Annotated in this window: 25 protein-coding genes; 11 read left to right on the top strand and 14 right to left on the bottom strand. The window is 65.0% G+C overall.

What is annotated here, in order from left to right:
- The first annotated feature begins 251 nt into the window (after positions 1 to 251).
- On the top strand, positions 252 to 1,304 hold the full coding sequence (locus ASH04_RS01090) for an alpha/beta hydrolase (RefSeq protein ID WP_057472548.1): 1,053 nt from the start codon (positions 252 to 254) through the stop codon (positions 1,302 to 1,304).
- Positions 1,305 to 1,320: 16 nt separating this feature from the next.
- Here ASH04_RS01090 and ASH04_RS01095 read toward each other — a convergent pair whose 3' ends face one another.
- Together ASH04_RS01095 and ASH04_RS01100 are read right to left on the bottom strand one after the other, a co-directional pair.
- Positions 1,321 to 2,223, bottom strand: coding sequence for an oxygenase MpaB family protein (locus ASH04_RS01095; protein WP_057472549.1), 903 nt, complete (start codon positions 2,221 to 2,223; stop codon positions 1,321 to 1,323).
- Between the two features lie 2 nt (positions 2,224 to 2,225).
- On the bottom strand, positions 2,226 to 3,743 hold the full coding sequence (locus ASH04_RS01100; RefSeq protein WP_442971185.1) for an aldehyde dehydrogenase family protein: 1,518 nt from the start codon (positions 3,741 to 3,743) through the stop codon (positions 2,226 to 2,228).
- Positions 3,744 to 3,845: 102 nt separating this feature from the next.
- Here ASH04_RS01100 and ASH04_RS01105 point away from each other — a divergent pair, with 102 nt between their 5' ends.
- Positions 3,846 to 4,520: a GntR family transcriptional regulator gene (locus ASH04_RS01105; protein WP_057472551.1), complete on the top strand. Its 675-nt coding sequence runs from the start codon at positions 3,846 to 3,848 to the stop codon at positions 4,518 to 4,520.
- Positions 4,521 to 4,526: 6 nt separating this feature from the next.
- On the opposite strand, the gene ASH04_RS01110 is transcribed toward ASH04_RS01105, so the two are convergent.
- From ASH04_RS01110 to ASH04_RS01120, 3 genes are read right to left on the bottom strand one after another with little or no spacing between them, the layout of a single operon-like run.
- Positions 4,527 to 6,893: an FdhF/YdeP family oxidoreductase gene (locus tag ASH04_RS01110; protein WP_032399298.1), complete on the bottom strand. Its 2,367-nt coding sequence runs from the start codon at positions 6,891 to 6,893 to the stop codon at positions 4,527 to 4,529.
- Between the two features lie 50 nt (positions 6,894 to 6,943).
- The gene (locus ASH04_RS01115) at positions 6,944 to 7,204 is read right to left on the bottom strand and encodes an acyl-CoA-binding protein (RefSeq protein ID WP_032364582.1); all 261 of its coding nucleotides are present in this window, start codon (positions 7,202 to 7,204) and stop codon (positions 6,944 to 6,946) included.
- Positions 7,205 to 7,232: 28 nt separating this feature from the next.
- On the bottom strand, positions 7,233 to 7,802 hold the full coding sequence (locus ASH04_RS01120) for a TetR/AcrR family transcriptional regulator (RefSeq protein WP_057472552.1): 570 nt from the start codon (positions 7,800 to 7,802) through the stop codon (positions 7,233 to 7,235).
- Between the two features lie 23 nt (positions 7,803 to 7,825).
- Between ASH04_RS01120 and ASH04_RS01125 the strand changes: the two genes are divergently transcribed.
- Together ASH04_RS01125 and ASH04_RS01130 are read left to right on the top strand one after the other, a co-directional pair.
- A complete protein-coding gene (locus tag ASH04_RS01125) occupies positions 7,826 to 8,758 on the top strand; it encodes an oxygenase MpaB family protein (RefSeq protein ID WP_057472553.1) in 933 nt (310 codons plus the stop codon).
- A 28-nt stretch (positions 8,759 to 8,786) separates the two neighbouring features.
- Positions 8,787 to 9,569 carry an alpha/beta fold hydrolase gene (locus ASH04_RS01130; protein WP_057472554.1) on the top strand — a complete coding sequence of 261 codons (783 nt, stop codon included), beginning with the start codon at positions 8,787 to 8,789 and terminating at the stop codon, positions 9,567 to 9,569.
- 52 nt (positions 9,570 to 9,621) lie between these two features.
- Here ASH04_RS01130 and ASH04_RS01135 read toward each other — a convergent pair whose 3' ends face one another.
- Both ASH04_RS01135 and ASH04_RS01140 read right to left on the bottom strand, forming a co-directional pair.
- Positions 9,622 to 10,938 carry a class I SAM-dependent methyltransferase gene (locus ASH04_RS01135; RefSeq protein ID WP_032369284.1) on the bottom strand — a complete coding sequence of 439 codons (1,317 nt, stop codon included), beginning with the start codon at positions 10,936 to 10,938 and terminating at the stop codon, positions 9,622 to 9,624.
- On the bottom strand, positions 10,935 to 12,380 hold the full coding sequence (locus ASH04_RS01140) for an FAD-binding oxidoreductase (protein ID WP_057472555.1): 1,446 nt from the start codon (positions 12,378 to 12,380) through the stop codon (positions 10,935 to 10,937). Before ASH04_RS01140 ends, ASH04_RS01135 begins: the two co-directional genes overlap by 4 nt.
- Positions 12,381 to 12,638: 258 nt before the next feature.
- Here ASH04_RS01140 and ASH04_RS01145 point away from each other — a divergent pair, with 258 nt between their 5' ends.
- On the top strand, positions 12,639 to 13,073 hold the full coding sequence (locus ASH04_RS01145; protein ID WP_027494535.1) for an SRPBCC family protein: 435 nt from the start codon (positions 12,639 to 12,641) through the stop codon (positions 13,071 to 13,073).
- Here the strand turns inward: ASH04_RS01145 and ASH04_RS01150 are convergent.
- Complete coding sequence (locus ASH04_RS01150) at positions 13,070 to 13,720, bottom strand: hypothetical protein (protein WP_139278370.1); 651 nt, start codon at positions 13,718 to 13,720, stop codon at positions 13,070 to 13,072. The two genes, ASH04_RS01145 and ASH04_RS01150, sit on opposite strands and share 4 nt — an antisense overlap.
- Positions 13,721 to 13,852: 132 nt before the next feature.
- Between ASH04_RS01150 and ASH04_RS01155 the strand changes: the two genes are divergently transcribed.
- The 3 genes from ASH04_RS01155 to ASH04_RS01165 all read left to right on the top strand — a co-directional run bounded on the left by ASH04_RS01155 (position 13,853) and on the right by ASH04_RS01165 (position 15,943).
- Positions 13,853 to 14,191: a YbaB/EbfC family nucleoid-associated protein gene (locus tag ASH04_RS01155; RefSeq protein WP_027494533.1), complete on the top strand. Its 339-nt coding sequence runs from the start codon at positions 13,853 to 13,855 to the stop codon at positions 14,189 to 14,191.
- Between the two features lie 9 nt (positions 14,192 to 14,200).
- Positions 14,201 to 14,809, top strand: a complete 609-nt coding sequence (recR, locus tag ASH04_RS01160) for a recombination mediator RecR (protein WP_027494532.1) — start codon at positions 14,201 to 14,203, stop codon at positions 14,807 to 14,809.
- A 126-nt stretch (positions 14,810 to 14,935) separates the two neighbouring features.
- A complete protein-coding gene (locus ASH04_RS01165) occupies positions 14,936 to 15,943 on the top strand; it encodes a type IV toxin-antitoxin system AbiEi family antitoxin domain-containing protein (protein WP_057472556.1) in 1,008 nt (335 codons plus the stop codon).
- Positions 15,944 to 15,975: 32 nt separating this feature from the next.
- Here the strand turns inward: ASH04_RS01165 and ASH04_RS01170 are convergent, their stop codons facing one another.
- The 3 genes from ASH04_RS01170 to ASH04_RS01180 all read right to left on the bottom strand — a co-directional run bounded on the left by ASH04_RS01170 (position 15,976) and on the right by ASH04_RS01180 (position 18,923).
- Positions 15,976 to 16,686, bottom strand: a complete 711-nt coding sequence (locus ASH04_RS01170) for a type 1 glutamine amidotransferase (protein WP_057472557.1) — start codon at positions 16,684 to 16,686, stop codon at positions 15,976 to 15,978.
- A complete protein-coding gene (locus tag ASH04_RS01175; RefSeq protein WP_032400335.1) occupies positions 16,679 to 17,941 on the bottom strand; it encodes a Mur ligase family protein in 1,263 nt (420 codons plus the stop codon). The genes ASH04_RS01170 and ASH04_RS01175 overlap by 8 nt, the downstream gene beginning before the upstream one ends.
- 85 nt (positions 17,942 to 18,026) lie before the next feature.
- Positions 18,027 to 18,923 carry an EamA family transporter gene (locus tag ASH04_RS01180; RefSeq protein WP_032392791.1) on the bottom strand — a complete coding sequence of 299 codons (897 nt, stop codon included), beginning with the start codon at positions 18,921 to 18,923 and terminating at the stop codon, positions 18,027 to 18,029.
- Between the two features lie 72 nt (positions 18,924 to 18,995).
- Here ASH04_RS01180 and ASH04_RS01185 point away from each other — a divergent pair, with 72 nt between their 5' ends.
- On the top strand, positions 18,996 to 19,907 hold the full coding sequence (locus ASH04_RS01185) for a LysR family transcriptional regulator (RefSeq protein ID WP_057472558.1): 912 nt from the start codon (positions 18,996 to 18,998) through the stop codon (positions 19,905 to 19,907).
- Here the strand turns inward: ASH04_RS01185 and ASH04_RS01190 are convergent.
- The 3 genes from ASH04_RS01190 to ASH04_RS01200 form a co-directional block, all read right to left on the bottom strand.
- Positions 19,876 to 20,253 (bottom strand): SHOCT domain-containing protein, encoded by a 378-nt coding sequence (locus ASH04_RS01190; RefSeq protein ID WP_057472559.1) that lies wholly within the window; start codon positions 20,251 to 20,253, stop codon positions 19,876 to 19,878. The genes ASH04_RS01185 and ASH04_RS01190 overlap by 32 nt on opposite strands.
- A 208-nt stretch (positions 20,254 to 20,461) precedes the next feature.
- The gene (leuA, locus tag ASH04_RS01195) at positions 20,462 to 22,273 is read right to left on the bottom strand and encodes a 2-isopropylmalate synthase (protein ID WP_032364570.1); all 1,812 of its coding nucleotides are present in this window, start codon (positions 22,271 to 22,273) and stop codon (positions 20,462 to 20,464) included.
- Positions 22,274 to 22,425: 152 nt separating this feature from the next.
- Positions 22,426 to 24,114, bottom strand: coding sequence for an FUSC family protein (locus tag ASH04_RS01200; protein ID WP_156394444.1), 1,689 nt, complete (start codon positions 24,112 to 24,114; stop codon positions 22,426 to 22,428).
- A 136-nt stretch (positions 24,115 to 24,250) separates the two neighbouring features.
- Between ASH04_RS01200 and ASH04_RS01205 the strand changes: the two genes are divergently transcribed.
- Both ASH04_RS01205 and ASH04_RS01210 read left to right on the top strand, forming a co-directional pair.
- A complete protein-coding gene (locus tag ASH04_RS01205) occupies positions 24,251 to 25,516 on the top strand; it encodes an aspartate kinase (RefSeq protein WP_027494523.1) in 1,266 nt (421 codons plus the stop codon).
- A gap of 2 nt (positions 25,517 to 25,518) precedes the next feature.
- Positions 25,519 to 26,541 carry an aspartate-semialdehyde dehydrogenase gene (locus ASH04_RS01210; RefSeq protein WP_027494522.1) on the top strand — a complete coding sequence of 341 codons (1,023 nt, stop codon included), beginning with the start codon at positions 25,519 to 25,521 and terminating at the stop codon, positions 26,539 to 26,541.
- The last annotated feature ends 8 nt before the right edge of the window (positions 26,542 to 26,549 follow it).

A 26,549-nucleotide genomic window follows, 5' to 3' on the forward strand; every position in this document is an offset into this window, starting at 1 on the left:
CAACACGGGTGTCATTCACGGTCGAACCACCGAACCTCCCTCGCCAGGCTACGTCCTATCCGATTCGGGGTGTGCCCCGACCAGCACTTCGGCCTTCCGGAGCCGGTGTGTGCTGGGTGTTCGACGCCTCGAGCCGGCCCGGTCGGGAGCGGTCGCGTGCGTTTTCGATGGGCGACGCGAGCGTCGTGCCGTGGGCGCTACGGCCAGTGACGCCGTATCCGAACGGTCGGTCGGATTGTTATTCTGGCGGCATGATGCGCACCCGAGGACTGCTGGCCGGACTGGCCGCGTCGATGCTCCTGCTCGTCGGCGCGGGTACCGCGGCCGCTGCTCCGATCAACGTTCCGTGGTCACCCGACGACGCGCTCGATTCGGAGGTCGGCTTCGAGTCCGGTGGCATCACCTTCTACGGCAGCCTTCGCATGCCGGTCGGCGACACCCGCGGCGTGGCATTGGTGCTGCCGGGCAGCGGGCCGACCGACCGCAACGGGAACTCGGGTGATCTGCAGCTGAATACGACCGCATACGTCGCCGACGAGCTGTCGCGACGCGGTATTGCGAGCCTGCGTTTCGACAAGCTCGGGAGCGGCCGCACCGGCCTGGCCGGGGTGGATCCGAACAATCCGCCCGGCTTCGATGCGCAGGTCGACAATGCTGCGGACGCACTGGCTTTCCTGCAGCAGCGCACCGGTGTCGGGGCGGATCGCACGACGGTGATCGGGCACAGCGAGGGCGCACTGACGGCGCTGCGCCTGGCTGATGCCGACAGCGCGGCGTTCACCCATGTCGGCCTGCTCGAGCCGTTGTCCATCCGCTACCTGGATCTGTTGACCGCGCAGGTCGATCGCAACATCGGCGAGGCCGTGGCGGTCGGCCAGTTCACCGAGGAGCAGGCCGCGTCGTCGCGGGATCGCTTCGCCCAGGCCGTCGCCGATATTCGCGCGGGACAACCGCTGTCCGCGGAGCCCGACCCGATCGTCGACGGTCTGGGACTGCGGCAGAGCGCCACCTTCCTGCGGGAAGCGGATGCCACGGACCCGGCGGATCTGGCTGCCGCGCTACCGGACTCGTACTCCTCGTTCCTGACCTGCTCGGACAAGGACCTGAACGTGTCCTGCGGCCAGGTCGAGAACGTGCGAGTGGCCCTGGGCCACACCGACCTGCACTTCGCGCGCTTCGCCAACAGCTCGCACATGCTGGGCGAGCTCGGCCCGCTGCCCGCCGATCCGAACACCGCCTTGGCACCGCTGCCGCTCTCGGGGGAGTTTCGCGATGCGTTCGGCCGGTGGGTGGACGGACTCTGACCCGTCGAGTGCGCAGTTACGTCGTCGCTACCGGACAACCGCGAATCGGTGATGCGGCCTGGGTGCCCAGATCTCGCGGGCTGTACCCGACGGGATAGCCGGGGTAGGTCTTGTTGCCTGCGTCGGCTGTCGTGCGTGAGTGTTTTCTCGTGGGCAGGAAACGCTCCACGCGGGCCTTGGTCCGCAGCGCCCGCACCGCGGCCCGTTCCAGCGTGGGTGAGCCCGCGGGAAAGCCGAATGCGTTCGCCATCCGATCGTCGAGCAACGCGAACACGCCCTGCCGGACGGCCGGGGTGAGCGCGGCGGGAAACCACGAGCAGTAGAGATCGAGTGTGTAGGTGCCGATGCGACGGTTGTCCTCGCCGAAGCGGAACGTGCGTTCTTCGTAATCGAGCTTGAACTGTGCGAACTCGGTGTACGACTCCGGAATGTCCTTGATGCCCATGCGTTTACCCACTTCGCTGTAGAAGTGGAAGGTCGCGAGCCGCTCGTGGGGATGCAGGCGACGCCACCCGTAGGTGTCGATCCATTCGATGGGCTCGTAGATGAACGTCGTGAGCACGTACAGCATGTCGTCGTTGCAGATGTCGTACTGCGCGTGCATTCGATTGACCGTCCGCAACGATTCGCGACCTCGTTCGGAGTCGTATCCGTGTTCGACCATTTCCGACATCAGCAGCGAGGTGTCGTCGTACCGCTTCTGCGGTCGCTTCTCGAACTCGCCGGTCCGGGCCAGCAGAGCGGAGATCGTCGGCACGCAATAGGTTCGGAACAAGGCGAATTCGAGGGCCCGCTGATAATCCCAGGGGAACTCGTACCCCGCGGTGATCCGGTGAATGGTGTGACAGTCGCGGACCGGGTCGAGTTCCTCGACGCGGCGCAACCACCCGTATCGACCCCGACCCGGCGCGATGTCCATGGTCAGCCTCGTCCGTGGCGGAGTTTGAGCGCCAGCACCGAGAGCTTCATGTTCCGGGCTTTGCGCTTCATCGTCAACAGATCGATCGGTGCCGCGAAGCCCTGCACGGTCAGTGATTTGACGGTGCTGAATTCGCGAAGGCCGTCGTCGCCGTGAATGCGGCCGAAGCCCGAGTCGCCCGTTCCGCCGAACGGCAACGCCGGCACGCCGGCGAAGCCCAGCACCGAATTGACCGTCACGACACCACAATCGAGCTTCTCGGCGGCGCGTCGCCCGACCGCGGTGTCCTTGGTGAACACCGATGCACCCAGACCGTAGGAGGACGCGTTGGCGCGGGCGATGGCCTCGTCCAGGTCGCGGACCTTGTTGACGACGACGGTGGGCCCGAACGTCTCCTCGGTGATCGCGGTCGAATCCTCGGGAACGTCGGTGAGGACGACGGGGTCGATGTACGGCCCGTGCAGTGAGTCGAGACCTCCCACCACTGCGGTGCCGCCCTTGGCCAACGCATCCTCGATCTGGGCGCGGACGATGTCGCTCTGCTTGCCCAGCGTCATCGGGCCGTAGGACGAGGTCTTCGATCCACCGGGCTTCAATTCCTTGACCGCCCTGGTGAATTCGGCGACGAACCGGTCGTAAACCGGGGCGGCGACGTAGATACGTTCGACTCCGGCGCAGGTCTGCCCGGCATTGCCCATCGCGCCGAACGTCGCGAACTCCACGGCCGCAGAGATATCGGCGTCGGCGTCGATGAGCATCGCGTCCTTACCGCCGCACTCGGCGATCAACGGCGTCAACGATTTCGCGCACGTGGCCATGACTTTCTTGGCCGTCGCGGTCGAGCCGGTGAATGCGATCTTGTCGACGCCGGCTTCGACCAGGGCAGTGCCGGTGGAACCGTCGCCGGTGATCGTCTGGAACACCGGGTGGGGAGCGGCGAGCGACTGCCACTTCTCGGCCAACCAGACCCCGACACCCGGGGTGAGTTCGCTGGGCTTGAAGACGACGGTGTTGCCTGCGGCGAGGGCGTACGCGATCGACCCCATCGGCGTGTACAGCGGGTAGTTCCACGGCCCGATGACGCCGACGACGCCGAACGGGCGGTAGCTGACGTAGGCCTTCTGGTTGATGGCGAGCAGACCCGATCCGACCCTGCGCTGTTTCAGGGTCTTGCCGGCGTGACGCGCCGCCCAATCGATGTGTTCGACGCCCAACATGACTTCCAGCAGGGAGTCCTCGTCCGGCTTGCCGGTTTCGGCGGCGATGACGGCGGCGAGGCTCGCGGCGTCGCGGGCGATCGCGGTCTTGAATTCGAGGAGCCACCGCTTGCGGCCCTCGAATCCCTGCGCGTCCCACCACCGGGCGGCCGAGCGGGCGCGGGTCACGGCGATCTCGACCTCGGCGGCGTCGGCGATCGGGTACGTGGCGAGTGCGAGACCCGTTCTGGGATCGAGGCTTTCGAAGGTGCTCTCGTTCGTTCGTTCGATCTGGTCCGTCACGGGCTCTATCCTCCAGCAGATCGCATCACATATATTTGATGTGATTCAATGTTGTCCAGGACACACTATGCGCCCGCCACCGTTGCAACAACCCCCGCAGCCCCGCTGTGCAGGAGATGTGGAATGAGCCTCGATCTCAAACGCACGGCGTCTTCGAAACAGCCGATTGCGCGACGACCGCAGCTGTCCGAGGACGTCGCAGTGAGCATCCGCCGAAGGATCGTCGCCGGTGCGCTGAAGCCGGGGGCGTTCGTCCGCATCGACGAGACCGCAGCCGAGTTGGGAGTCAGTGCCACCCCGGTACGCGAGGCGCTGGTGTCGTTGCGCGGCGAAGGGTTGCTCGAATCGGTCCCGCATCGGGGCTACCGCGTTGTCGAACTGACACGGCAGGACATCGACGACATCTTCTGGTTGCAGGGCACGATCGCCGCGGCCTTGGCCGAGCGGGCATCCCGCCGGGTGACGGCGGAGCATCTCCAGCAGTTGACCACCCTCAACGACGACCTACGCGACGCCGTGACACGCACCGACGCCGATGCCGTCGAACGGTGCGAGTTCGAGTTTCACCGCGCCATCAACAAGATCGCAGGCGGCACCACGTTGGCGTGGTTCCTGCTCGGTGCCGTCAAGTACACCCCGACGCATCTCCATGCGTCCGACACCGACTGGGGACGACGGGCGGTACGCGGCCACAAGGAATTGATCGAGGCGATGCGTCGAGCCGATCACCGGGCCGCCGGTGAACTGATGCGGCATCAGTTCACCGACGCAGCGACCCTGGTTCGATCGTTCAGCTGAGTCCGCTCAGCTGAGGTGATGCGGCTGCGGGTGCGACTTGTGTCCCTCGTCCGAGCCCTCGTTGTCCTGATGACCGTTCGACGTGCCCTGCGCTCCTGTTCCCGCCGGAACCATCGAGATGATCACCGACTTCGAGGTAGGGCAGTTGCTCTGCAGCGCAGTCGAATCCAACGGGATCAGCGGATTGGTCTCGGGGTAGTACGCAGCAGCCGACCCACGCGGGGTGTCGTACTCGACGATGCGGAACGACGGCGCGCACCGTTCCACGTCGTCGTCGTCCCACTTGGTGACGAGATCGACCATGTCGCCGTCGCGGAAGCCGAGCGTCGAGATGTCTTCTCGGTGCACGAAGATGACGCGTCGGCCGTTCTCGATTCCGCGGTAGCGATCGCTGAGGCCGTAGATCGTCGTGTTGAACTGATCGTGGCTGCGCAGCGTCTGCAGAATCAGATGGCCGGACGGAACCTGCAGCACGTCGATCGGCGAGACGGCGAATTCGCCCTTGCCGCTCTTGGTTTCGAACGTCCTGCTGTCGCGAGGGGGATGCGGAAGGACGAAGCCGCCGGGTCGTCGAACATTGACCTCGTACCCTTCGCAACCGGCGACGACGCGCGAGATGTGCGTGCGAATGTTGCGGTAGTCGTCGCGGAAACCCTTCCAATCGAGACCGTATCGATCACCGAGTGTCGCCTCGGCGATTCCGCTGACGATCGCGACCTCCGAGCGCAGGTACGGGCTGGCGGGCTTCAGCGGTCCTCGTGACGAGTGCACCGAGCAGGTGGAGTCCTCCACCGAAATCCATTGCTCGCCACTGGCTTGCACGTCCTTCTCGGTGCGTCCGAGGGTCGGCAGAATGAGAGCGGTCTCGCCGCAGACGAGATGCGAACGGTTGATCTTCGTGGAGATCTGCACGGTCATGCGCATCTTGCGCAGCGCCTCGAACGTGACGTCGCTGTCGGGCGTCGCCTGTACGAAGTTGCCGCCGAGGCCGAGGAAGAAATGGGCCTTGCCGTCGCGCATGGCGCGGATCGAGTCGACGGTGTCCAAGCCGTGCTCACGGGGCGGCTCGAAGTCGAACTCCGCCGCCATGGCGTCGAGGAAGGCCACCGGAGGGCGCTCCCAGATGCCCATCGTTCGGTCGCCCTGCACGTTCGAGTGGCCACGGACGGGAAGCAAACCGGCACCGGCCTTACCGATGTTTCCTTGCGCGAACGCAAGATTGGTGACTTCCTTGATGGTGGCGACGGCATTGCGATGCTGCGTCAGACCCATCGCCCAGCAGAAGACGGTGGCCTTGGAGTCGCGCAGCATCTCGGCGGCCTCGGTGATCTGCTGCATCGACAGACCGGTGACCTCGGTGACGAGATCGAAATCGACCTCGGCAACGTGTGCCTTCCACTCGTCGAATCCGACGGTGTACTCGCCGAGGAATTCGTGATCGAGGGCGTCCCACTTCACCAACAGCGCCCCGAGGGCCTGGAACAGAGCGAGGTCGCCGTTGAGCTTGATCGGCAGGTGCAGATCCGACAGATCGGTACCGGGACCGACCATGCCGCGCGGGGTCTGCGGGTTCTTGAAGTTCAGCAGTCCCGCTTCGCGAAGGGGATTGATGGACAGGATCTTTGCGCCGTTCTGCTTCGCCAGCTCGAGGGCGGAGAGCATGCGCGGATGATTCGTGCCGGGATTCTGGCCGGCCAGGATGATCAGTTCGGCGTTGTGAACGTCGTCGAGCGTGACGCTGGCCTTGCCGATGCCGATGGATTCCTGCAGCGCGATGGACGTCGACTCGTGACACATGTTGGAGCAGTCGGGCATGTTGTTGGTGCCGAACGACCGAGCGAACAACTGGTAGATGAACGCGGACTCGTTGGACGCACGACCCGAGGTGTAGAAGATGGCCTCGTCCGGGCTGGCCAGGCTCTTCAACTCGTCGCCGATCAGACGGAACGCGTCGTCCCATTCGATGGGCTCGTAGTGGCTGCCGCCGGGGAGCTTGATCATCGGATGCGTGATGCGGCCCTGCTGACCCAACCAGTGTTCGGTGTGCGCATCGAGCTCGGCAATGCTGTGCTGCGCGAAGAACTCCGGAGTGGCTCGCGTCGTCGTCGCCTCCTCGGCGACGGCCTTGGCGCCGTTCTCGCAGAACTCGGCGGCGTGCCGATGACCCGGATCGGGATCGGGCCACGCGCAGCTCATGCAGTCGAAGCCCTCGGCCTGGTTCAGCTTGAGGAGCGTCTGCGCGGTGCGCTTGGGACCCATGTGTCCCAGCGCGCGCTTCATCGACACCGCAACGGCGGTGGCACCTGCCGCATGGGTTTTCGGCTTCTCGATATCGAGCTCGGCCTCGTCGACGTCGCTGTCGGTGCGTCTCATGCGGGTCCCTTCGTTGCGTTACCCCCGAAAACCGACAATAGCCCGAAGGCTCAGCCGGCGAGGAGCGCGGTCACCAAATCCACGTACTGCTGTTTCGCTGAATCCTGGCTCGTACCTTCGAGCTTCGCCCAGGCATCGAACTTCGCCCGATTCACCATGTCCAGCCGTCCGGGACGCTTACCCGTCACGTCTCCGATCGAACCTTGCTTGAAGAGCGAGTACAGGCGCAGCAGATCGTCGTTGCTCGGCTTGGACGTGAGCTTCTTGACGTCAACCTGCGCATCGGCGAACGACTGGTCGAGATCGGACATGAACGAGCTCCTTCGGCTGTAGGTGCCGTCATCCTTGCACGGCGGCCTGCTCGAGGATGCGAATACAGTGCGCGACGAGAGCGTCGCGAGTGGCGTCGAGGGTGCCGTCCAGAAAACCGATGAACAGAGCCGTCAACGCGCCGACGGTTCCGACGGCGACGAGCTGCCGGTCGGCGGACTCGGGTAGCCGGGCACGAACCAGTTCGACGAACCCGGGCAGCAGGTCGAATCCGCGTCGGCTCAGCGCAGGTTCGGCCAACGGAGCGATCAGCAGCACTCGTCCCATCCGAGGCTCGTCGACGACGATTTCGACGAACGCCCGGACAGGCGCGGCCACGGCGTCCTTCGGTGATGCTCCGGCGACGGCGTTCTCCAGGGCCTCCTGCGCTCGGGCCCCTACCCAGGCGTAGACCGCGCGAACGAACGTGTCGCGATCGGTGAAGCTCTCGTAGAAGTAGCGCTCGGTGAGTCCGGCTGCGCGGCACACGGCGCGCACGTTGACCGCAGGCCCCTCCTGCGCGCCGAGGAGTTCGATCCCCGCATCGAGCAACGCGTCGTATCGCTTGGATCTGCGCTCTTCCAACTGTTGACCACGCATGTTGTCGAGGCCACTTTGACAACATGCGTAGTCAGTTCGATCGACCCGTCCCACTCGGTCCCGACTCGCTCACCTGGAAGTACTTCGGTGACTGGCGGGGGATGTTGCAGGGCGTGTGGGCGGGGTCGATGCAGAACATGCACCCGGGCCTCGGAGCGGGCGTCGAACAGCATTCGACGTTCTTCGACGAGCGCTGGCAGCGGCTCTACCGCTCCCTGTATCCGATCGGGGGAGTGGTGTTCGACGGCGACCGCGCCGAGGAGACCGCCCACCAGGTTCGCAGCTACCACAACGACATCAAGGGAATCGACTCGAAAGGGCGCACGTATCACGCCCTCGATCCCGACACCTTCTACTGGGCACACGCGACGTTCTTCATGGGCACGGTGCTCACCGCCGACCGATTCATGGGCGGACTGACCGAAACGCAGAAACTGCAACTGTTCGACGAGCACGTGCAGTGGTACCGGCTCTACGGCATGAGCATGCGATCGGTGCCCGAGACCTGGGCCGAATTCCAGAAGTACTGGGAGCACATGTGCACACACGTGCTGGAAGACAACATGGCTGCACGTGGAGTGCTGGATCTGTCCGCGCTCGGACGGCCGCCGTATGCCTCCTGGCTGCCGGAACGAGTGTGGGCCGTGCTGCGCAGACCGGTGGCATCGTTGTTCGTCTGGATCACCGTCGGGCTCTACGACCCGCCCGTCCGGGAGCTACTGGGATACACCTGGTCGGAGCGGGAGGCACGACGGTTCGCGGTGTTCGGCAGGGCGGTGAACCTGGCGTTCGGGCTGGTGCCGCGTCGTCGCCGACTCCATCCGCGCGCCCGGGCCGGCTGGGATCGCGTGGCGGGCCGCAGGCCGGCATCGGCTCCCCTGGTGCACACGCCCGCCCGCAATCTGCCGCCGGCGCAGCGTCGCTCGCACCCGTCGCACTACAGCCCGAAAGTGTAGGTTTCCGGTCTCCGGGTACGACGCGGGTATGTACAACGTCAGAACTGGCAGCGGGTCGCCGCTGGTCCTCGTCCACGGGCTCGGGTCCTCGTACCGCAACTGGGATCCGATCGTCCCGGCACTCGCGGAGCACCGCGAGGTCATCGCCCTCGATCTCCCCGGGTTCGGACGGACACCGCCGCTGGCCGACGTGTCCATCGCGTCGTTGACCGATGCCCTGCGCGCGTACCTCGACAGCGAGGGATTGTCCGACGCCGATCTCGTCGGCAGCTCGATGGGCGCGCGGATGGTCGTCGAGCTGGCCCGACGGGGTCACCGGGGGTCGATGGTCGCCCTCGACCCGGGCGGCTTCTGGAACGACCGTCAGGTCAAGGTGTTCGGGGCGACCATCACGGCATCGCTGGCGTTGATGAAGCGGGCGCAGCCGCTGGTGCCTTTCCTGGCCGGGAACCCGATCACCAGAACCGCTGCACTGGCGCAGTTCTCGGCCGCGCCGTGGAAATTGCCGAGCGGACTGGTCGAACGGGAGCTGAAGGGCTTCTCTGCCAAGACTTCACCCTCGCTCGATGCCGCTCGCAAGGCGCTGATCCACGGGCCGAAGCAGCAGGGTGCCCCGAAAGGTTCCCTGCAGGGGTCGCTGCTCATCGGCTGGGGCCGTCAGGACAAGGTGACGACGCCCAGCCAGGCAGAGGTGGCGATGCAGCGTTTCCCCGACGCCACCCTGCACTGGTTCGACAAATGCGGACACTTCCCGCACTGGGACCAGCCGACCGAAACCGCCCGAGTCATCCTGCGGGCGACCGGTCGCTAGCTCCCATGTGAGTGGAACTTCGACCCCTGCTACGAAGTTCCACTCACAAGGCTCAGCCGTTCCACCACGGACGCAGAGGTACGTCGGCCTGACCTTTCGGTCCCAGCTTGACCGCCAGAACCTGGTGCAGCTGAACGACATTGCGCTCGAATCCCAGACGGGACCCGGCCATGTACAGGCCCCAGACACGGGCTGTTCCCTCGCCGGCCTCGGCGACGCACGCATCCCAGTTGTCGACCAGGTTCTGGCACCACCCGGCGAGGGTCAGCGCGTAGTGCTCGCGCAGGTTCTCCTCGTGCCGGACCTCGAGGCCGACGTCCTGGATCTCGGTGATGATGCGACCCGATCCGGTCAGCTCCCCATCGGGAAAGACGTACCGGTCGATGAAGCTGCCTGCCTTGGCGTGCGCGCGGTTGTCGGGCCGGGTGATCGAGTGGTTGAGCAGTCGACCACCGTCACGCAGCTTGGACTGGATGAACGTGAAGTACGCCGGATAGTTGCCGACACCGATGTGCTCGGTCAGCCCGATCGACGAGATCGCGTCGAAATTGGTCTCGGGCACGTCGCGGTAATCGGAGAAGCGAACCTCGGCGAGGTCCGACAGACCCTCGTCTTCGATGGCCTTCTGCGCCCACGAGGCCTGCTCCTGCGAGAGAGTCACACCGATGACCTGAACTCCGCGTCGCGCTGCGTAGCGCACCATCGAACCCCAGCCGCATCCGATGTCGAGCAGCCGATCACCGGGCTGCAGACCCAGTTTGTCGAACACCAACCGATACTTGTTCTCCTGCGCGGCCTCCAGAGACTGCTCGACGTTCTCGAATGCCGCACAGGTGTACGTCATCGAGGGACCGAGGACCATCTCGTAGAACCTGTTGGACACGTCGTAGTGGTGGTGGATCGCTTCGGCATCGCGTGTCTTGGAATGCCGCAGACCTTCGGCGATGCGACGCCACCGCGGAATCGCCTCCTGGGGCGGAGGAGCGATGGGACGCAGCACGTCCCAGCCGAGCGACCGAGCGATCGAGGTCAAGGTCATGGCCGACGGGCGGCGAAAATGGAGCTCGTCGCCCATCAGCGCGAGAAGTTCGTAGGGATCACCGGGATGAACACCGGTGGCCTCCAGGTCGCCGGAGACATAGGCGCGGGCCATGCCGAGATCGCCGGGAGCTGTTGCGAGATAGGTGGTTCCGCGTGGGCTCTTGAGGTTGAGGCCGATCTTGGCATCCTCGGGGCCGGCCACGCTGCCGTCGTACGCGGTGAAACGCAGGGGAATGTTGCCGTCGGAGATCAGCTCGAGGATCTCGGAGATCTTGAGTTTCTGTGGCCCGTTCACCGTGCGATTGCCGGAGTCCTTGAACGTCGTCATTTGCGCTGCACCGCCTTCGAGTACAAATCCAGCAATCGGGATTCGGGATCGTATTTCTTCTTCAGTTCTCTGTATTTCTCGCCGCCGTAGAGAACGGCGAATTCATCCTCGGTGTAGTAAGCGTCCGAGTACAGCGATTTATGCCCCTCGAACTCGGTGACCTTCTTCTCGATGGCGCGGTTCGCGGCACCCTCGGGTCGACCGGGCACGATCGGCACCGACGACCAGAAGCCGATGTTGACGTAGGTGCGCTTGGGCTCGAGCGGGTACAGCGGCCACGGCCGGGACGGATCGGCTCCGGGGGCGGCCGGTTCGCGAAGACGCAAGGGGCACAACCACAACGGCTCGATCGGAATCTCGTCGAGAAACCAGCGTACGAATCCGGCGGTGTGTTCGATGGGAACCTCGACGTCCTGTACGACGCGTTCGCGCGGCGGATTTCCCTTGCGCTTCTCGAGTCGATCGGCGATGTCGTACTTGCGATCGAGGCCGATCAACTTCCAGTAGAAGCTGCTGCGCCGGTACTTGCGCGGCCAGAAGCGTCGGATCCGGGGGTTCTGGGTTCCGAACGCACGCGAGCACCAGAACCAGTCGGTGTCCCAGCGCCACAGGTAATCGTGGATGGTGAGCCGATCGGTCTTCGGAGTGTCCGACGAATGCTGGATCGAACGGTAGAAGATGTCGGCACCGGTGTAGTCGCTGACGGGTCCGGGCTCGTCGGTCTGAACCCCGAGAGTGAGGTAGCTTTCGTCGGCGCTGAAGACGACGCCGTCCAGGTACTGAACGTCGATGCCGTCGTACTCACGCCGAGCGACGATGGTGTCCATCGTCGTTTGAAGCGTGTCCAGATCGTGGAATCGCAAGTGGCGCAGGGCAACGAACGGAAGTACCGGCTCGAGTTCGATCTTCAGCCGCGTCGAGTAGCCGAGAGTGCCGTACGAGTTGGGAAAGCCCCAGTACAGGTCCGCGTGCTCGCCCTCGGGTGTTGCCGTGAGGATCTCACCGCTACCGGTGAGGACGTCGATCTCGAGTACCGACTCGTGCGGAAGCCCGCTGCGGAACGACGTCGACTCGATGCCGAGTCCGGTGACCGCGCCGCCGAGGGTGATCGTCTTGAGCTGCGGAACGACGAGAGGGGCGAGGCCGTAGGGCAGCGTCGCGTCGACCAGATCCTCGTACGTGCACATCCCCGCCACGTCGGCGGTGCGAGCCGCGGCATCGACGGTGACGACCTTGCTCAATCCCGAGACGTCGAGTCCCGGCGTCTTCGAGGTCGTCCTGGCCCGAAACAGGTTGGACGTCTTCTTAGCCAGACGCACCGTCGCGTCGGTCGGTATTGCGCGATAGCTGCGAAGCAACCTCTCGACACCCGACCGATGCGCTGCGTAACCGCTCTCCCTCGGTTCTGGCCGTCGTCCGAGAAGAGCATTCACTGAAGCCACGAGTAGACGCTATATCTCGTACTGCTCGGTATCCACCGAAGCTGCCGACGGTCCGGTGAAACTTCATGCAACTGTTGTCGAATCGGCCGGCTGAAACAGAACTATTCGGACAAATGGTTGCATCATGCATGTGTTTTTCGATGACAACTGATCCTGTGTGAACCACCTCACACACCCTCGGCGGCAGTGCCGACATCGGGAGCGACGCGAGGCAGGATGGAGAACGCAACCCCAATCGACTCGAAGGAGAACGTTCTCGTGGCTCAGGTCAGCGCATCCAGTTCCGCCACCATCGCCACCACACCCGATCAGGTGCTCGCCGCGCTCGCCGACTACGAAACCGTGCGGCCCCGCATCCTTCCCGAGCAGTATCGCGACTACCGGGTGGTGCAGGGCGGACAAGGCGGCGGCACCGTGGCCGAATGGACCCTGCAGGCCACCGAGAAGCGAGTGCGCAACGTGAGCGCCTCCGTCACGGTCTCCGGCTCGACCATCACCGAACGCGACGCCAACTCCTCGATGGTCACCACCTGGACCGTCGCCCCCGAAGGCAACGGGTCCGTCGTCACCACGACGACCGAGTGGGCGGGTGCCGGAGGAATCGGCGGATTCTTCGAGAAGACGTTCGCGCCCCTCGGATTGAAGAAGATCCAGGCCGCGACCCTCGACAACCTGCGCCGCGAGTTGATCTAGACCCGCTCGAAATCCGGCTCTTCGATCAACGCCAACGTGCCGACCACCACGGTGCGCATCGACCACAGAAACATCCCGTCGGGTCCACGGTCGATCGTGTCGTAGGCCCCCGGCAGGGTGTCGAGGTCGGTGCGCGCCGCGATCGCGTCGTCGTACTCACGGTCGCGGCGATCGGCGTTGTACACCATCTGCGCCAACGCCAGTGCATGTTCGCTGACGGTGATGACGGCCCACGTCGCCTGCTTGGAAGTCAGTTCGTAGCGCACTCGATATCGGGTCTGCACGGTGTCGGCCATGCGCAGCGCGTCGACGGAACTGGGAGTCAGTCCGATCAGATACTCGGCGATGCCCGGGTTCTCGAGTACGAGCACCCGCAACGCGGACGAGAGTCCCAGCAACGCGTCGTGCATCGACTCGTCGTCTCCGGGGAGCGGCGGCGACCACCGTCGCAGGATCTCCTCGGCGACCAGGGCCTTGAGCGCGGTCGGGCCGTCGATGTTGTTGTAGATCGCGACTATCGACACGCCCAGCGCGTCGGCGACCGACTTCACCGTCACCTTGGGCAGCGTCAGCGCGATGCCCGCCTCGGCCATGGTTTCGGGAGTCACTCGACGCTTGCGAGGGGTCGAGCTCGCCGGCGCGTTCATGCCCTCAGGCTACGTGGGCTCAGAACTGACGGAACGTCAGCCGAGTGTCGAACCCGATCGTGCGGTCGAACGTCTTCCGACACCGTGCGACTACGCTGGAGGTTGCTTCGACCCACGCGAGAGGACGGCACAGTGCAACCCGGTGAACAGCCCGACATGGCCTCGATTCTGCAGCAGGCTCAGCAGATGCAGCAGCAACTGATGGCGGCACAGGCGGAGATCGCCGAAACCGAGGTCACCGGCCAGGCCGGCGGCGGACTCGTCGTGGCGACCGTCAAGGGAACGGGCGAAGTGGTCGGACTGACCATCGACCCCAAGATCGTCGATCCCGACGACGTCGAGACACTGCAGGACCTGGTGATCGGTGCCATCGCCGACGCGTCGAAGGCAGCGCAGAACGTAGCGAGCGAGAAGCTCGGCCCCCTCGCAGGCGGTCTCGGCGGCGGCTCCCTCGGACTACCCGGCTTCTAGGCGAGACGAGTGTACGAAGGTCCCGTACAGGATCTGATCGACGAGCTGGGAAAGTTCCCCGGAGTCGGTCCGAAGAGCGCTCAGCGCATAGCGTTTCACCTCTTGGCCGTCGAGCCGCCCGAGGTCGATCGCCTCATGCGCGCGTTGCAGCGCATCCGCGACGGCGTGCAATTCTGCATCGTCTGCGGGACCGTATCGGACAAGGAACTGTGCCGAATCTGCGCCGACTCCCGACGTGACAGGTCCATGATCTGCGTCGTCGAAGAGCCCAAAGACGTTCAGGCCGTGGAACGTACGCGCGAATTCAAAGGCCGATACCACGTACTCGGCGGAGCGCTCGACCCACTCAACGGAGTGGGCCCCGACCAGCTGCGCATCCGAGAGTTGTTGACCCGCGTGGGAACTCAGGACGACGGCGTCGACGTCACCGAGGTCATCATTGCCACGGACCCCAACACCGAGGGCGAAGCAACGGCTACGTATTTGGTTCGGATGATGCGCGATTTCCCCGGTCTCGCCATCACCCGTCTCGCCTCCGGCCTGCCGATGGGCGGAGACCTCGAATTCGCCGACGAACTGACACTCGGCCGAGCTCTGACCGGTAGGCGTCGTATGTGAAAGCGGCTTCGCCGCACGTGCGTGGAAGTTCGTAGCAGGGGTCGAGTTTCCACTCACGACCCTTTCTATCCACAGCCTGTGGATAGATTCTGACGCGGTCACCGTAAACCGGCCATCCTGAGGTACATGAGGACGAGACCGGCGGGTGCCTGGCAGCGACTACTGGACGATCAGCACGGAATCATCACCACGAAACAAATGCACGAGAACGGGGTCAACAAGGACTCCATCGACCACTGTGTGGAAACCGGGCAGTGGCTCCGGGTGTTTCGCGGAGTCATATCGGTGACCAACGGACCGCTGACTCGTGAGATGCAGCTGTCGGCGGCATTGTTGTTCGCGGGCCGGGGAGCGTTGCTCAGCCGCACCACCGCCGCTGAGGAGTGGGGGTGGCGTCGGGTCAGTTCTGGGCCGGTTCATCTCACCGTTCCCTACGGGTGCTCGGCAATCAGCAGGCCGCCGACAATGCGACACGCCAAGCAGAACTTCACGTCGGAGAGCAATGAACAAATTCATCCCGGCGTGATCGTGCACCGTTCCCGAGCCATGAGCCACATCGGCGTCGAGACGAATCCGGCGCGAACGAGCGCTGCCGACACGGTGCTGGATCTGACAGTCGCGGAACCGTCGTCGAGGCAGGCGGTGATCACGCTGGTTTCAGCGATGTCATCGGGCGGCGTGAACGTCGCGGCAATGACGCGCAAGATCGAGGTCCGACGGCCGATGCGCTACCTGAAGGCGATTCTGCATACATTGGCTCTCATGCGCGACGGGGTCCATTCTGCGCTGGAGCACCGCTACGTGCTCGATGTCGAACAGGCGCACGGACTTCCGGCCGGGAAGCGACAGGCACCGGTCTTCGTCGACGGCCGTCAACTCTTCGAGGACATTCGTTACGAAATATGCGACCTCATCGTCAGGCTGGACGGCCAGGCTTTCCACTCCGCCAAGCAGCGGCGTTTTCGCGATCGACGACGCGACAATGCCGCGGAATTACGAAACCTGCCGCGGCTGATGTACGGCTGGCACGAAGTGACCGAAGACCCGTGCGGTGTGTACCGCGAAGTCCGCGAGGTGCTGGTCAGAGAGGGATGGAACGACTCGTCGTACCCCTGTGAACGGTGCACGTCGTGAGTGGAAAATCGTAGTGGGCTACGAAGTTTCACTCACGTGCGGCGGAGCCGCTCCCTGCGGAGTTGCGTGACCTCGGGGAGGTCGAGGGGAGCGAGAGTAGTGCCCAGCGCCCATTCGAGTAGGTAGTCCGCCAACTCCGGGTTTCGGGCGAGTACCGGCCCATGCATGTACGTGCCCAGCACCGAACCCTGCACGACGCCTTCGCGTCCGTCTCCGACACCGTTACCCACCCCGTGCGTGACCTTGGCGAGCGGTGCGGCATCAGTCCCGAGTGTCGTTCCGCCGCGGTGGTTCTCGAATCCGCTGAGCTTCTGGGTGAGACCGTCGAGCGTGGGTTCGGTGACGACTTCACCGATGGATCGGGTGGCCTGGGGCGCGGTGGTCACGTCGAAGAGAGAGATGCCGTCTACGCGTTCGCCTGCGGAGGTCTCGTACCAGTGCCCGAGCACCTGGATCGCGGCGCAGATGGCGAGTACCGGCACACCGCGAGCAGCTGCGTTCTGCAGGCCCGGGTATCGGGTGAGGTGACGCGTCGCGAGGCGCTGAGCCGAATCCTCCGCTCCACCAAGGGTGTACACGTCCAACGAATCCGGGACCGGATCGTTGAGCGTGATGTGCACGACCTCGGCGTCGATGTCGCGCATCCGCAGTCGCTGGCGGAGAACGAGGGCATTGCCGTTGTCGCCGTACGTGCCCATGACGTCGGGCAGAACGAGGCCGATCCGAACGGTGGACTCAGACATCCTTGGTCTCCCGTGCCAGTGCGCGACCGAGATCGCGGAACGCGGTGTAGTTGGCCAGCACTTCGACGCGTCCCGGCGGGCAGGATGCGATGGCCTGCAACGGATCTGCGATGGTGGTGTGCTGCGAACCGGCATACAGCAGGCGGACGCCCAGGTCGGTCGCGCGTTCACCGGCCGCGACGACAGCGACGTCCTCGAAGTGCTCGAAACGCACGTCCCACAGCCACGACAGGTCTTCACCGTCGGGAATCTGCCCGTTGACGGCGATGACGAGACCGTCGCACGTGGGATCGATCATCGACAGTGCTTCCTGCCAACCGGCAGGATTCTTGGCCAGAAGCATTCGGACGGAATGCGATCCGTACTGGACGGTGGAGTAACGCCCGGCCACCTCGTCGACTCCCGATGCGGCAGCGACGGCGTCGGCAGGCGTTGCGCCGAGAGTGACGGCTGCAGCCACGGCCTGAGCTGCGTTGCCGCGGTTGGCCTTCCCCGGCAGCGCCAATGTCATCGGTAGAACGAGCCCATCGGGGCCGTAGAGATTCTCGTCGTCGAGCCACCAATCCGGCGTCGGACGCTTGAAATCGCTTCCGGTGCTGTACCAGTGCTCGCCGTCCCAGACGATGGGTTCGCCGGTACGCGGGCAGCTGACGGAGTCGCCGGCCCAGCCGCCGCCCGCGGCGACCCACACGACGTTCGGCGCATCGAATGCCGCCGAGGTGACGAGGACGTCGTCGCAGTTGGCAATGACGACGGTGTCGGGATGACGGGCCAACCCGGCGCGCAGGGCTCGCTCGATCATGTTGATCTCGCCGACACGGTCGAGCTGGTCGCGGCTGAGATTCAGCAGAACGATCGCCGCGGGATCGACGGCGTCGGATACGTGGGGGACGTGGAGTTCGTCGACCTCCAGGGCCGCCAGCTCCGCGTCGAAATGAGCGTGCAATGCCGCGACGATGCCGGCATCCATGTTGGCTCCGTCGGCCTGGGTGGCGACGTCGCCGAGAGTGGCCAGCGCTGCGGCCGTCATCCGCGTCGTGGTGGACTTGCCGTTGGTGCCGGTGACGATGACGGTGCGCCGCCCACGGCCCAGGCCGCCCAGAATGGTCGGATCGATCTTGAGCGCGACCAGACCACCGATCATCGAGCCTTTGCCTCGGCCCGCCTTGCGGGACGCCCACGTCGCCAGCTCCGCCGCGCGTAATGCCACGCGGCCACGGGCGCCGATACGTCTGCGCTCACCCAGTTCAGCCATCCGCCGAGTCTGGCACAGAACAGGGTGGCGTTTCATATCGGCGGCTCGCTAACCCACGGTCATCCCGCAGGCTCCACTCCCGCCCTCATACCGGTACTTTCTCCAGAACTGGGGTCGGCTTCCTGGCAGCCATTCCGCCCAGGCAGCCGCCGATGACGATCGCTCCGCCGAGCAGGGCCAACAGCGACGGGGTTTCGTCGAGGAACGCCCAGGCACCCGCGATACCGACGACGGGAACCAGCAGCGAGAACGGTGCGACGAGACCGGCCGGGTTGCGGCTCATCAGGATGCTCCACAGGCCGCTTCCCATGATCGTGGCGGGAATCACGATGTACGCCAACGCGACCAGCCCTGGCCAGCCCTGCGAACCGAACGAGTCGGCGAGCGCGTGCCAGCCCGTGCTCGGGCCCTCGACGACCGCCGACAGCGCCAACATCGGCACCGGCGGTACGACGGTCATCCAGAGCATCAGTGTCATCGGGGAGTCGGATTTGGCGAGTCGGTTTCCGAGATTGCCGAATGCCCAGCCCAGACCGGCGAGCAGGGTGAGGACGACAGGAAGCAGGGTGGCGTTCTGGGCGCGATCCCACCCGATGAGGACCATGCCGAGGACGGCCACACCGATGCCGATTGCCTGCCTGCGGCTCACGTGTTCGCGTAACAGCAGCGCGCCGAGAATGACGGTGAACGGAGCGGACGACTGCAGGACGAGCGACGCCAATCCGGTGGGCATGCCTGCCGCCATCGCCGCGAACAGGAAGGCGAACTGCAGGAAGCCGAAGCCGAAGCCGTAGAGCAGCAACCACTTGAGGGGCACCTTCGGTCGCGGAACGAACATCACAACAGGAACTGCGATGACCAGAAAGCGCAGTGCCGCGAAGAAGAAGGGCGGAAAGTGGTCGAGCCCGACGCGGATGGCGAGGAAGTTCAGTCCCCACAGAACGGCGACAGTCAGTCCGAGGAGGCGGTCGCGTGTGGTCATGCCATTTATCGTGACGGGTGCAAACAATCAGCACAATCGAATATATCCGCACCAACAGTTAAGATTTTCTGTATGAATGTGGAGCGGCTCCGGATCCTCGCTGAGCTTGCCGACCGCGGAACCGTTGCATCGGTCGCCGAGGCGATGTCGATGACTCCGTCGGCGGTGTCTCAACAGCTCAAGTTGCTGGCGCGCGAGGTCGGCGTGACATTGCTCGAACCGGACGGGCGTCGGCTGCGCCTCACCGACGCCGGGCGGGCACTGGTACTCAGAACCGACGAGGTCCTCGCTGCCCTTGCCCGCGCCACAGCAGAAATGGATCGGTATCGAGCGTCTCCGCGGGGACGCGTCCGAGTTGCGCTGTTCCCGTCGGGCGCGGCACTGCTGCTGCCCGGGGTCCTGACGCGGTTGGCGGACTCGGACGTCGACATCGATGCGCGCGACGAGGACCTGCCCGCATCCTCGGTGCCCGAGCTACTCGCCGATTACGACGTGGTGCTCACCCACCGAGACGACCGAGCTCCGTCGACGGCGGGTCCACGGATCGAGGTGACGACCCTGATGCGCGAGCCCATCGATCTGGTGTTGCCTCTCGATCACGCACTGGCGCAGCAAGGCTCGATCGATCTGCGAGACTTGATCGACGAGCGGTGGATCAGCGTTCGCGGCGGTTTTCCGGTCGACGACGTGTTGCTTTCCGTGGCCTCGGTGACCGGAGTTCAGCCGCGAGTTGTCCAACGCATCAACGACTTTCGAGTGACCGAAACACTCGTCGCGGCCGGGCACGGAGTGGCGTTGATGCCGCGCTACGCTGTTGTGCATCCGGGCCTGGTACGTCGAGAGCTCGCCGGCGTTCGAGCCGGGCGAATCTACGAACTCGCGACGAGGACGGATGCGCGGCGACTACCCGCGATCGCCGCTGTGCTCGATGCGTTCGGAGCGGAAGCGACGTTCAGGACAGCGCTTTGGCCTTCAGCGTCGTGAACTCGTCCTGATCGATGGTTCCGTTGTCCAGCAACGCCTTTGCGTGTGCGATCTCTTCGGACGCAGATCGACCGGCGACGTGCTTGATGTACTCCTCCTGCTGGTCCTGTGCGTGCTGCAGGGCGGCAACCTGACGCTTGGCGATGTTGCTGCCGTTCACGATGAGGTAGACCAGCGCGGTGAGGAACGGCGCAACGATGAGGAAGAGCACCCACAGGGCTTTGACGAACCCGGATGTCTTGTGGTCCCGAAAAAGATCTCCGATGATCGAGAACATCACCATGAGGTAGGCCACGAAGGCGAACCCGACGATGAGAAGCCAAAGAAAATCCCAGAAAGAATCCATGGCGAACTTCCATTCTCTGAGGTGCCCCGACGGCTGATTCAGTGTGGCATTTGCGGCACCCCGTGCACACGGGTCTTTGGTCCCTTTCGTCGACCGGAAATCCCAGTGAGCCCCACGTCGACCGCGCCCGCTTTCGTTTCGTGAGGGCTCGACAACGCAACACGCCGCCCACCCCGAAAGGTGAGCGGCGTGTCGTCGAGCAGCGAAGTTACTTCAGCGCGCGGTTCACGGCCGAGACCACAGCGCGCAGTGACGCGGTGGTGATCGAGGTCGCGATGCCGACGCCCCAGACTGTGGTGGCGACACCTGCAGGCGAGGTGACCGAGGCTTCGACGTAGGCGGCGGCCTGGGCGTCGTCGCCTGCGGACAGTGCGTGCTCGGAATAGTCGAGGACGCTGACGTCGTAACCGATGGTGGACAGCGCGTCGACGAACGAAGCGAGTGGTCCGTTGCCGGAGCCGGAGATTTCCTGCTCGACGCCGTCGACCTTGACCGTGGCGGTGATGGTGTCGGTTCCGCCGTCGATTTCGGCAGCCTGTACCGACTGCTTGATGCGCTCGAGCGGACGGATCGGCGTCAGGTACTCCTCGGCGAAGACGTCCCACATCTCCTTCGGCGAGACCTCGCCGCCCTCACCGTCGGTGATGCGCTGGACGGCCTGGGAGAACTCGATCTGCAGGCGACGCGGCAGGTTCAGTCCGTGATCGGACTTCATGATGTACGCGACGCCGCCCTTGCCGGACTGCGAGTTGACGCGGATGACGGCCTCGTAGGTGCGGCCGACGTCCTTGGGGTCGATGGGCAGGTACGGCACCTGCCAGGTGATGTCGCCGATGTCCGAACCCTGTTCGTCTGCCGTGACCTTCATGGCATCGAGGCCCTTGTTGATCGCGTCCTGATGGCTGCCCGAGAACGCGGTGTACACCAGATCACCGCCGTACGGATGACGCTCGGCGACGGGCAGCTGGTTGCAGTACTCGACCGTGCGGCGAATCTCGTCGATGTTGGAGAAGTCGATCTGCGGATCGACGCCGCGAGTGAACAGATTCAGGCCGAGCGTGACCAGGCAGACGTTGCCGGTGCGCTCACCGTTGCCGAACAGGCATCCCTCGATGCGATCGGCACCGGCCTGGTAGCCGAGTTCGGCTGCGGCAACACCGGTTCCGCGGTCGTTGTGCGGGTGCAGAGACAGCACGATGCTGTCGCGGCGATCGAGGTTGCGGCTCATCCACTCGATCGAGTCGGCGTAGACGTTCGGCGTCGCCATCTCGACGGTGGCCGGCAGGTTCAGGATCAGAGGCTTCTCGGGCGTCGGGTCGATGACCGCAGTGACTGCATCGCACACCTCTTTGGCGTAGCTGAGCTCGGTGCCGGTGTAGGACTCGGGGGAGTACTCGTAGCGCCAGTCGGTATCGGGGAACTTGGCCGCTTCTTCGAGAACCTTGCGAGCACCGTCGGTCGCGATCTTCTTGATGACGTCACGGTCGGCCCGGAACACCACTTTGCGCTGCAGGATCGACGTCGAGTTGTAGAAGTGGACGATGACGCTGCGAGCGCCCTCGCACGCGACGAACGTGCGCTCGATCAGCTCGGGACGGCACTGCGTCAGAACCTGGATGGTGACGTCGTCGGGAATCGCGCCGTCCTCGATGATCTCGCGGACGAAGTCGAAGTCGGTCTGGCTGGCGGACGGGAAGCCGACCTCGATCTGCTTGTAGCCCATCCGGACCAGCAGGTCGAACATCCGGCGCTTGCGCGCGGGGCTCATCGGATCGATCAGTGCCTGGTTGCCGTCGCGCAGATCGACGGCACACCACTGCGGCGTCCGGTCGATGATCTTGTCCGGCCAGGTGCGGTCGGGGAGGGTGACGGGCTCCACTTCCTCGGCGAACGGCCGATAACGGAACGTGGGCATCGAGGAGTTCTTCTGGGTGTTCCACGCAGGCTGGTCGCTGGGCGCGGGCCGTGAGGGCGGGGTGATGGTGCGGGATCCCGAGGTGAATGCGTCGGCTGGTGACATGGTCTTCGTCTCTCCGTACAGATCAGAGCAATGGTGTTCGACCGGCGCAACGAACCCCGCGACGGGAAGCCAGTCTGGTCTCAGACCCCGTCGCGGCTGTTAAGAAGGAGAGCTCGCAGCATGGGGTGAGTGTACTACCGCAGACCGACCGCCTACCCCAGGGTTCGGGAGTCGAATTTTCCGGTCACGGTGTCGTGCCTGCGCTGCCACTGATCGATGTCGTTCGGTCGTCCGACATCGTCCGCGGTCCAACACCGTGCGAGCAGTTCGTATCCGAGATGATCGACCTCTGCATGCCTGTCCCACATTCGATGCGCCCAGCGGCGATCGTTGTGCGCCGCTTCGGCTCCCGCGAGCGCGGCACCGACCAGCTCGAACTGGATATCTCGTCGTAGCTCCATAGTGACTGACGCCGAAGCGTTTTCGCTTCGGAGGGCCGTCAACAATCGGTCGGTCAACTCCAGAACCCGTCGATCGGACCACAGCAGCGCGCGCCGGAAAGCGCCCGGTAACAACAACCACAGCGCCGCGAAGGCCAGGGCGACACCCACTGCGGTCTCCACCACCCGATCGACGACGATGCCGCCGAGCGGAGCGCCCGGATGCGAGATGGTGCCCATCAGCAACGCGAGTGGGGTGATGAACGTGACGGCGAGACCGTAATTGCGCGCCACACTGATCTCTATCGCGAACTGCAACACCATCAACACCACGATCACCGCGAGACCGGTCAGCGGCGAAAGATAGATCGCCGAGAACAGCACCACTCCGGCCAGCGTTCCGCCGAGCCGCTGCATGCCGCGGTACGTCCCGTGCACACGATCCGGCCCCTGCTGGAGAACCAGGACGGCACCGAGGATCGCCCAATCCGGCCTGCTCAAACCCATTGCCACACTGATCCCGCCGGCACCTGCCGCCGCACAGAACACTCGGATCGCCGTCGACGCCGCATGCGAATCTCGATGCAACGACCGCTTCAACCGATACCCGATGCCCGGACGAGCCAGCGGCAGCTGATCTCGTGGCGATTCCACCGCACTTTCCGGATCCGGGACTGCACCGGCGCGCGCCCTCGTGGCGGCCGCAAACGCGAGATGGGCGTCGAACAGCGTTTGTACCAGCGCGGGGCGCGAGGTCCCGCGCGTCGACCCGGCCTCGTACACCGCGGCCCACGCCGCGTGCAGACGCGAGGCGGCGGTATGTCGATCGCCCACGGACGCCGTCGGCGATGTCGTGTACTTCTCGATCGCCGCCACGGCCGCACCGACGGCCGCCCGTTCGGGACCCCTCGGGTCACGCACCACCCCGGACATCGCGACCACCAGCGCCGACGCCAACCCGATCGCCGCGCACACGGCACCGCGGGTCGCGCTGATGTCGGCGGCAGGGAGGTACGACGCCACCGCGCACACCAGCACGAAGAAGAAGGCTCCGGGCGGGCCGAGTCGCAGCGCTGCCACGACGTAGACCGCGACGAGAGCGAGAACGGACAACACGGTCACCGGGATCATCCGCGCCCACCCGGTCTCGCCGAAGTCGAGGGCGAGCCGACCGGCCGTCGCGCCCAGCCACACCGAGGCCACCAGGGCGGCCCCTGCGGTCAGGACTACCCACCAGCGCGATCGATAGGGGCGGCCTTCGCCGTAGATCACCGCAAAACTGCCGGAGACCACCAGTAGTGCCTCGGTGTGGAATCCGAGCAGCCACGCCAGGATCGCCGGAACACCGAACGCCAGCGCCGAACGCAGTCCACCGGGCCAGCGCCGGCCGACGGCGGGGAGCCCGAAGAGCACCTTCAGGCCTCGAGCCGGCGGTGGTGGGAGATGTTCGGGAACGGTCACTCGAACATGTTAAGGCAGGCGAGAGGCCCTAAAGTCCCAGCTCGGAGCTACCCGGCCCACTGCTCGGGGCATTCGCTCGGTAAGGTGACCCGCGGACAATCGAACGATTGTCGGCTATCCAGCGGAGGTAAAACGCGTGGCTCTCATCGTCCAGAAGTACGGTGGATCGTCGGTGGGGACCGCCGAACGTATCCGACGCGTCGCTGAACGAATCGTCGAGACCAAGAAGGCGGGCAACGACGTTGTCGTCGTCGTATCGGCGATGGGCGACACCACCGACGAACTGCTCGACCTGGCACAGCAGGTGTGCCCGGCCCCGCCCGCTCGCGAGATGGACATGCTGCTCACCTCGGGTGAACGCATCTCCAACGCACTGGTCGCGATGGCCATCCACTCGCTCGGTGCCGAGGCACGGTCGTTCACCGGTTCCCAGGCAGGCGTCGTCACCACCAGCGTGCACGGCAACGCCAAGATCATCGACGTCACCCCCGGCCGCGTCCGCAGCGCACTCGACGAGGGTTCGATCGTGCTCGTCGCCGGCTTCCAGGGCGTCAGTCAGGACAGCAAGGACGTCACGACGCTCGGTCGTGGTGGGTCCGACACCACCGCCGTCGCGCTCGCCGCGGCATTGAACGCCGACGTCTGCGAGATCTACACCGACGTCGACGGCATCTTCACCGCAGACCCGCGCATCGTTCCCAACGCACGCCACCTCGAGACCGTCTCGTTCGAGGAGATGCTCGAAATGGCAGCCTGCGGCGCGAAGGTGCTCATGCTGCGCTGCGTCGAATATGCCCGTCGTTACAACGTTCCCGTTCACGTGCGCTCGTCGTACACCACCAAACCCGGAACGATCGTCTCCGGATCTATGGAGGACATTCCAGTGGAAGAAGCAATTCTCACCGGCGTCGCACACGATCGCAGCGAGGCGAAGGTCACCGTCGTCGGTCTGCCCGACACACCGGGCTACGCCGCCAAGGTCTTTCGCGCCGTGGCCGACTCCGAGATCAACATCGACATGGTGTTGCAGAACGTCTCCAAGATCGACACCGGCAAGACCGACATCACCTTCACCTGCCCCAAGGCCGACGGTCCGACGGCCGTGGAGAAGCTCACCAAGCTGCAGGCCGATATCGGCTTCGCGCAGGTGCTCTACGACGACCACATCGGCAAGGTCTCGCTCGTCGGTGCCGGTATGAAGAGCCACCCCGGCGTCACCGCGACGTTCTGTGAGGCCCTCGCCGACGCCGGCATCAACATCGATCTCATCAGCACCTCCGAGATCCGTATCTCGGTGCTGTGCAGCGACACTCAGCTCGACGATGCCGTGCGCGCACTGCACGCCGCCTTCGATCTCGGCGGCGACGAAGAAGCCGTCGTGCACGCAGGAACAGGACGATAGCCATGACCACAGTTGCAGTCGTAGGAGCCACCGGCCAGGTCGGTGCCGTCATGCGAACCCTGTTGGAGGAGCGCAACTTTCCCGCCGACACCGTTCGATTCTTCGCCTCCGCACGCTCGGCGGGCAAGAAGCTGCCGTTCCGCGGCGAGGAGATCATCGTCGAGGACGCGTCCACCGCGGACCTCACCGGTATCGACATCGCACTGTTCTCGGCCGGTGCCACGCTTTCGCGTGAGCAGGCACCGCGATTCGCTGCCGCAGGTGCCACCGTCATCGACAACTCGTCGGCGTTCCGCAAGGACTCCGATGTGCCGCTGGTGGTCAGCGAGGTCAACCCCGAGGCGGCGAAGAACCCGCCCCGCGGCATCATCGCCAACCCCAACTGCACCACCATGGCCGCCATGCCGGTGCTCAAGGTGCTGCACGACGAAGCCGGCTTGCAGCGGTTGATCGTCTCGAGTTACCAGGCGGTGTCCGGTAGCGGCCTCGCCGGCGTCGACGAGCTCGCCACTCAGGCACGCGCCGTCATCGACGACGTCGAAAAACTGGTGCACGACGGTTCGTCGGTCGATTTCCCGGCTCCGAACAAGTACGTCGCGCCCATCGCTTTCAACGTCCTGCCGCTGGCCGGCGCGTTGGTCGACGACGGATCCGGCGAGACGGACGAGGACCAGAAGCTACGCAACGAATCGCGCAAGATCCTCGGACTGCCCGACCTGCTGGTCAGTGGCACCTGCGTGCGCGTTCCGGTCTTCACCGGGCACTCGCTGTCGATCAACGCCGAGTTCGCTTCACCGCTGTCAGTGGAACGCGCTCGTGAACTGCTGGCCTCCGCACCGGGTGTCTCGCTGGTCGACGTACCGACGCCGCTGGAAGCCGCAGGCAAAGACGACTCCCTCGTCGGCCGCATCCGCCAGGATCCGGGCGTCCCCGAGGGCCGCGGACTCGCGCTGTTCGTCTCGGGCGACAACCTGCGTAAGGGTGCCGCGCTCAACACTATTCAGATCGCCGAGCTCCTGGTCTGAGGTCGTGC

This window comes from Rhodococcus sp. Leaf233, from assembly GCF_001426165.1.
Classification (GTDB): Bacteria; Actinomycetota; Actinomycetes; order Mycobacteriales; family Mycobacteriaceae; genus Rhodococcoides; species Rhodococcoides fascians.

Coding starts and splice junctions, on each gene's coding strand:
- ASH04_RS01120 (WP_057472552.1), bottom strand. CDS start 7,802: ATGCGTGGTCAACAGTTGGAAGAGCGCAGATCCAAGCGATACGACGCG.
- ASH04_RS01135 (WP_032369284.1), bottom strand. CDS start 10,938: ATGACGACGTTCAAGGACTCCGGCAATCGCACGGTGAACGGGCCACAG.
- ASH04_RS01175 (WP_032400335.1), bottom strand. CDS start 17,941: ATGGCTGAACTGGGTGAGCGCAGACGTATCGGCGCCCGTGGCCGCGTG.
- leuA (WP_032364570.1), bottom strand. CDS start 22,273: ATGTCACCAGCCGACGCATTCACCTCGGGATCCCGCACCATCACCCCG.
- ASH04_RS01110 (WP_032399298.1), bottom strand. CDS start 6,893: ATGAGACGCACCGACAGCGACGTCGACGAGGCCGAGCTCGATATCGAG.
- ASH04_RS01210 (WP_027494522.1), top strand. CDS start 25,519: ATGACCACAGTTGCAGTCGTAGGAGCCACCGGCCAGGTCGGTGCCGTC.
- ASH04_RS01090 (WP_057472548.1), top strand. CDS start 252: ATGATGCGCACCCGAGGACTGCTGGCCGGACTGGCCGCGTCGATGCTC.
- ASH04_RS01180 (WP_032392791.1), bottom strand. CDS start 18,923: ATGACCACACGCGACCGCCTCCTCGGACTGACTGTCGCCGTTCTGTGG.
- ASH04_RS01095 (WP_057472549.1), bottom strand. CDS start 2,223: ATGGACATCGCGCCGGGTCGGGGTCGATACGGGTGGTTGCGCCGCGTC.
- ASH04_RS01170 (WP_057472557.1), bottom strand. CDS start 16,686: ATGTCTGAGTCCACCGTTCGGATCGGCCTCGTTCTGCCCGACGTCATG.
- ASH04_RS01105 (WP_057472551.1), top strand. CDS start 3,846: ATGAGCCTCGATCTCAAACGCACGGCGTCTTCGAAACAGCCGATTGCG.
- ASH04_RS01115 (WP_032364582.1), bottom strand. CDS start 7,204: ATGTCCGATCTCGACCAGTCGTTCGCCGATGCGCAGGTTGACGTCAAG.
- ASH04_RS01125 (WP_057472553.1), top strand. CDS start 7,826: ATGCGTAGTCAGTTCGATCGACCCGTCCCACTCGGTCCCGACTCGCTC.
- ASH04_RS01150 (WP_139278370.1), bottom strand. CDS start 13,720: ATGAACGCGCCGGCGAGCTCGACCCCTCGCAAGCGTCGAGTGACTCCC.
- ASH04_RS01130 (WP_057472554.1), top strand. CDS start 8,787: ATGTACAACGTCAGAACTGGCAGCGGGTCGCCGCTGGTCCTCGTCCAC.
- ASH04_RS01185 (WP_057472558.1), top strand. CDS start 18,996: ATGAATGTGGAGCGGCTCCGGATCCTCGCTGAGCTTGCCGACCGCGGA.
- ASH04_RS01165 (WP_057472556.1), top strand. CDS start 14,936: ATGAGGACGAGACCGGCGGGTGCCTGGCAGCGACTACTGGACGATCAG.
- ASH04_RS01190 (WP_057472559.1), bottom strand. CDS start 20,253: ATGGATTCTTTCTGGGATTTTCTTTGGCTTCTCATCGTCGGGTTCGCC.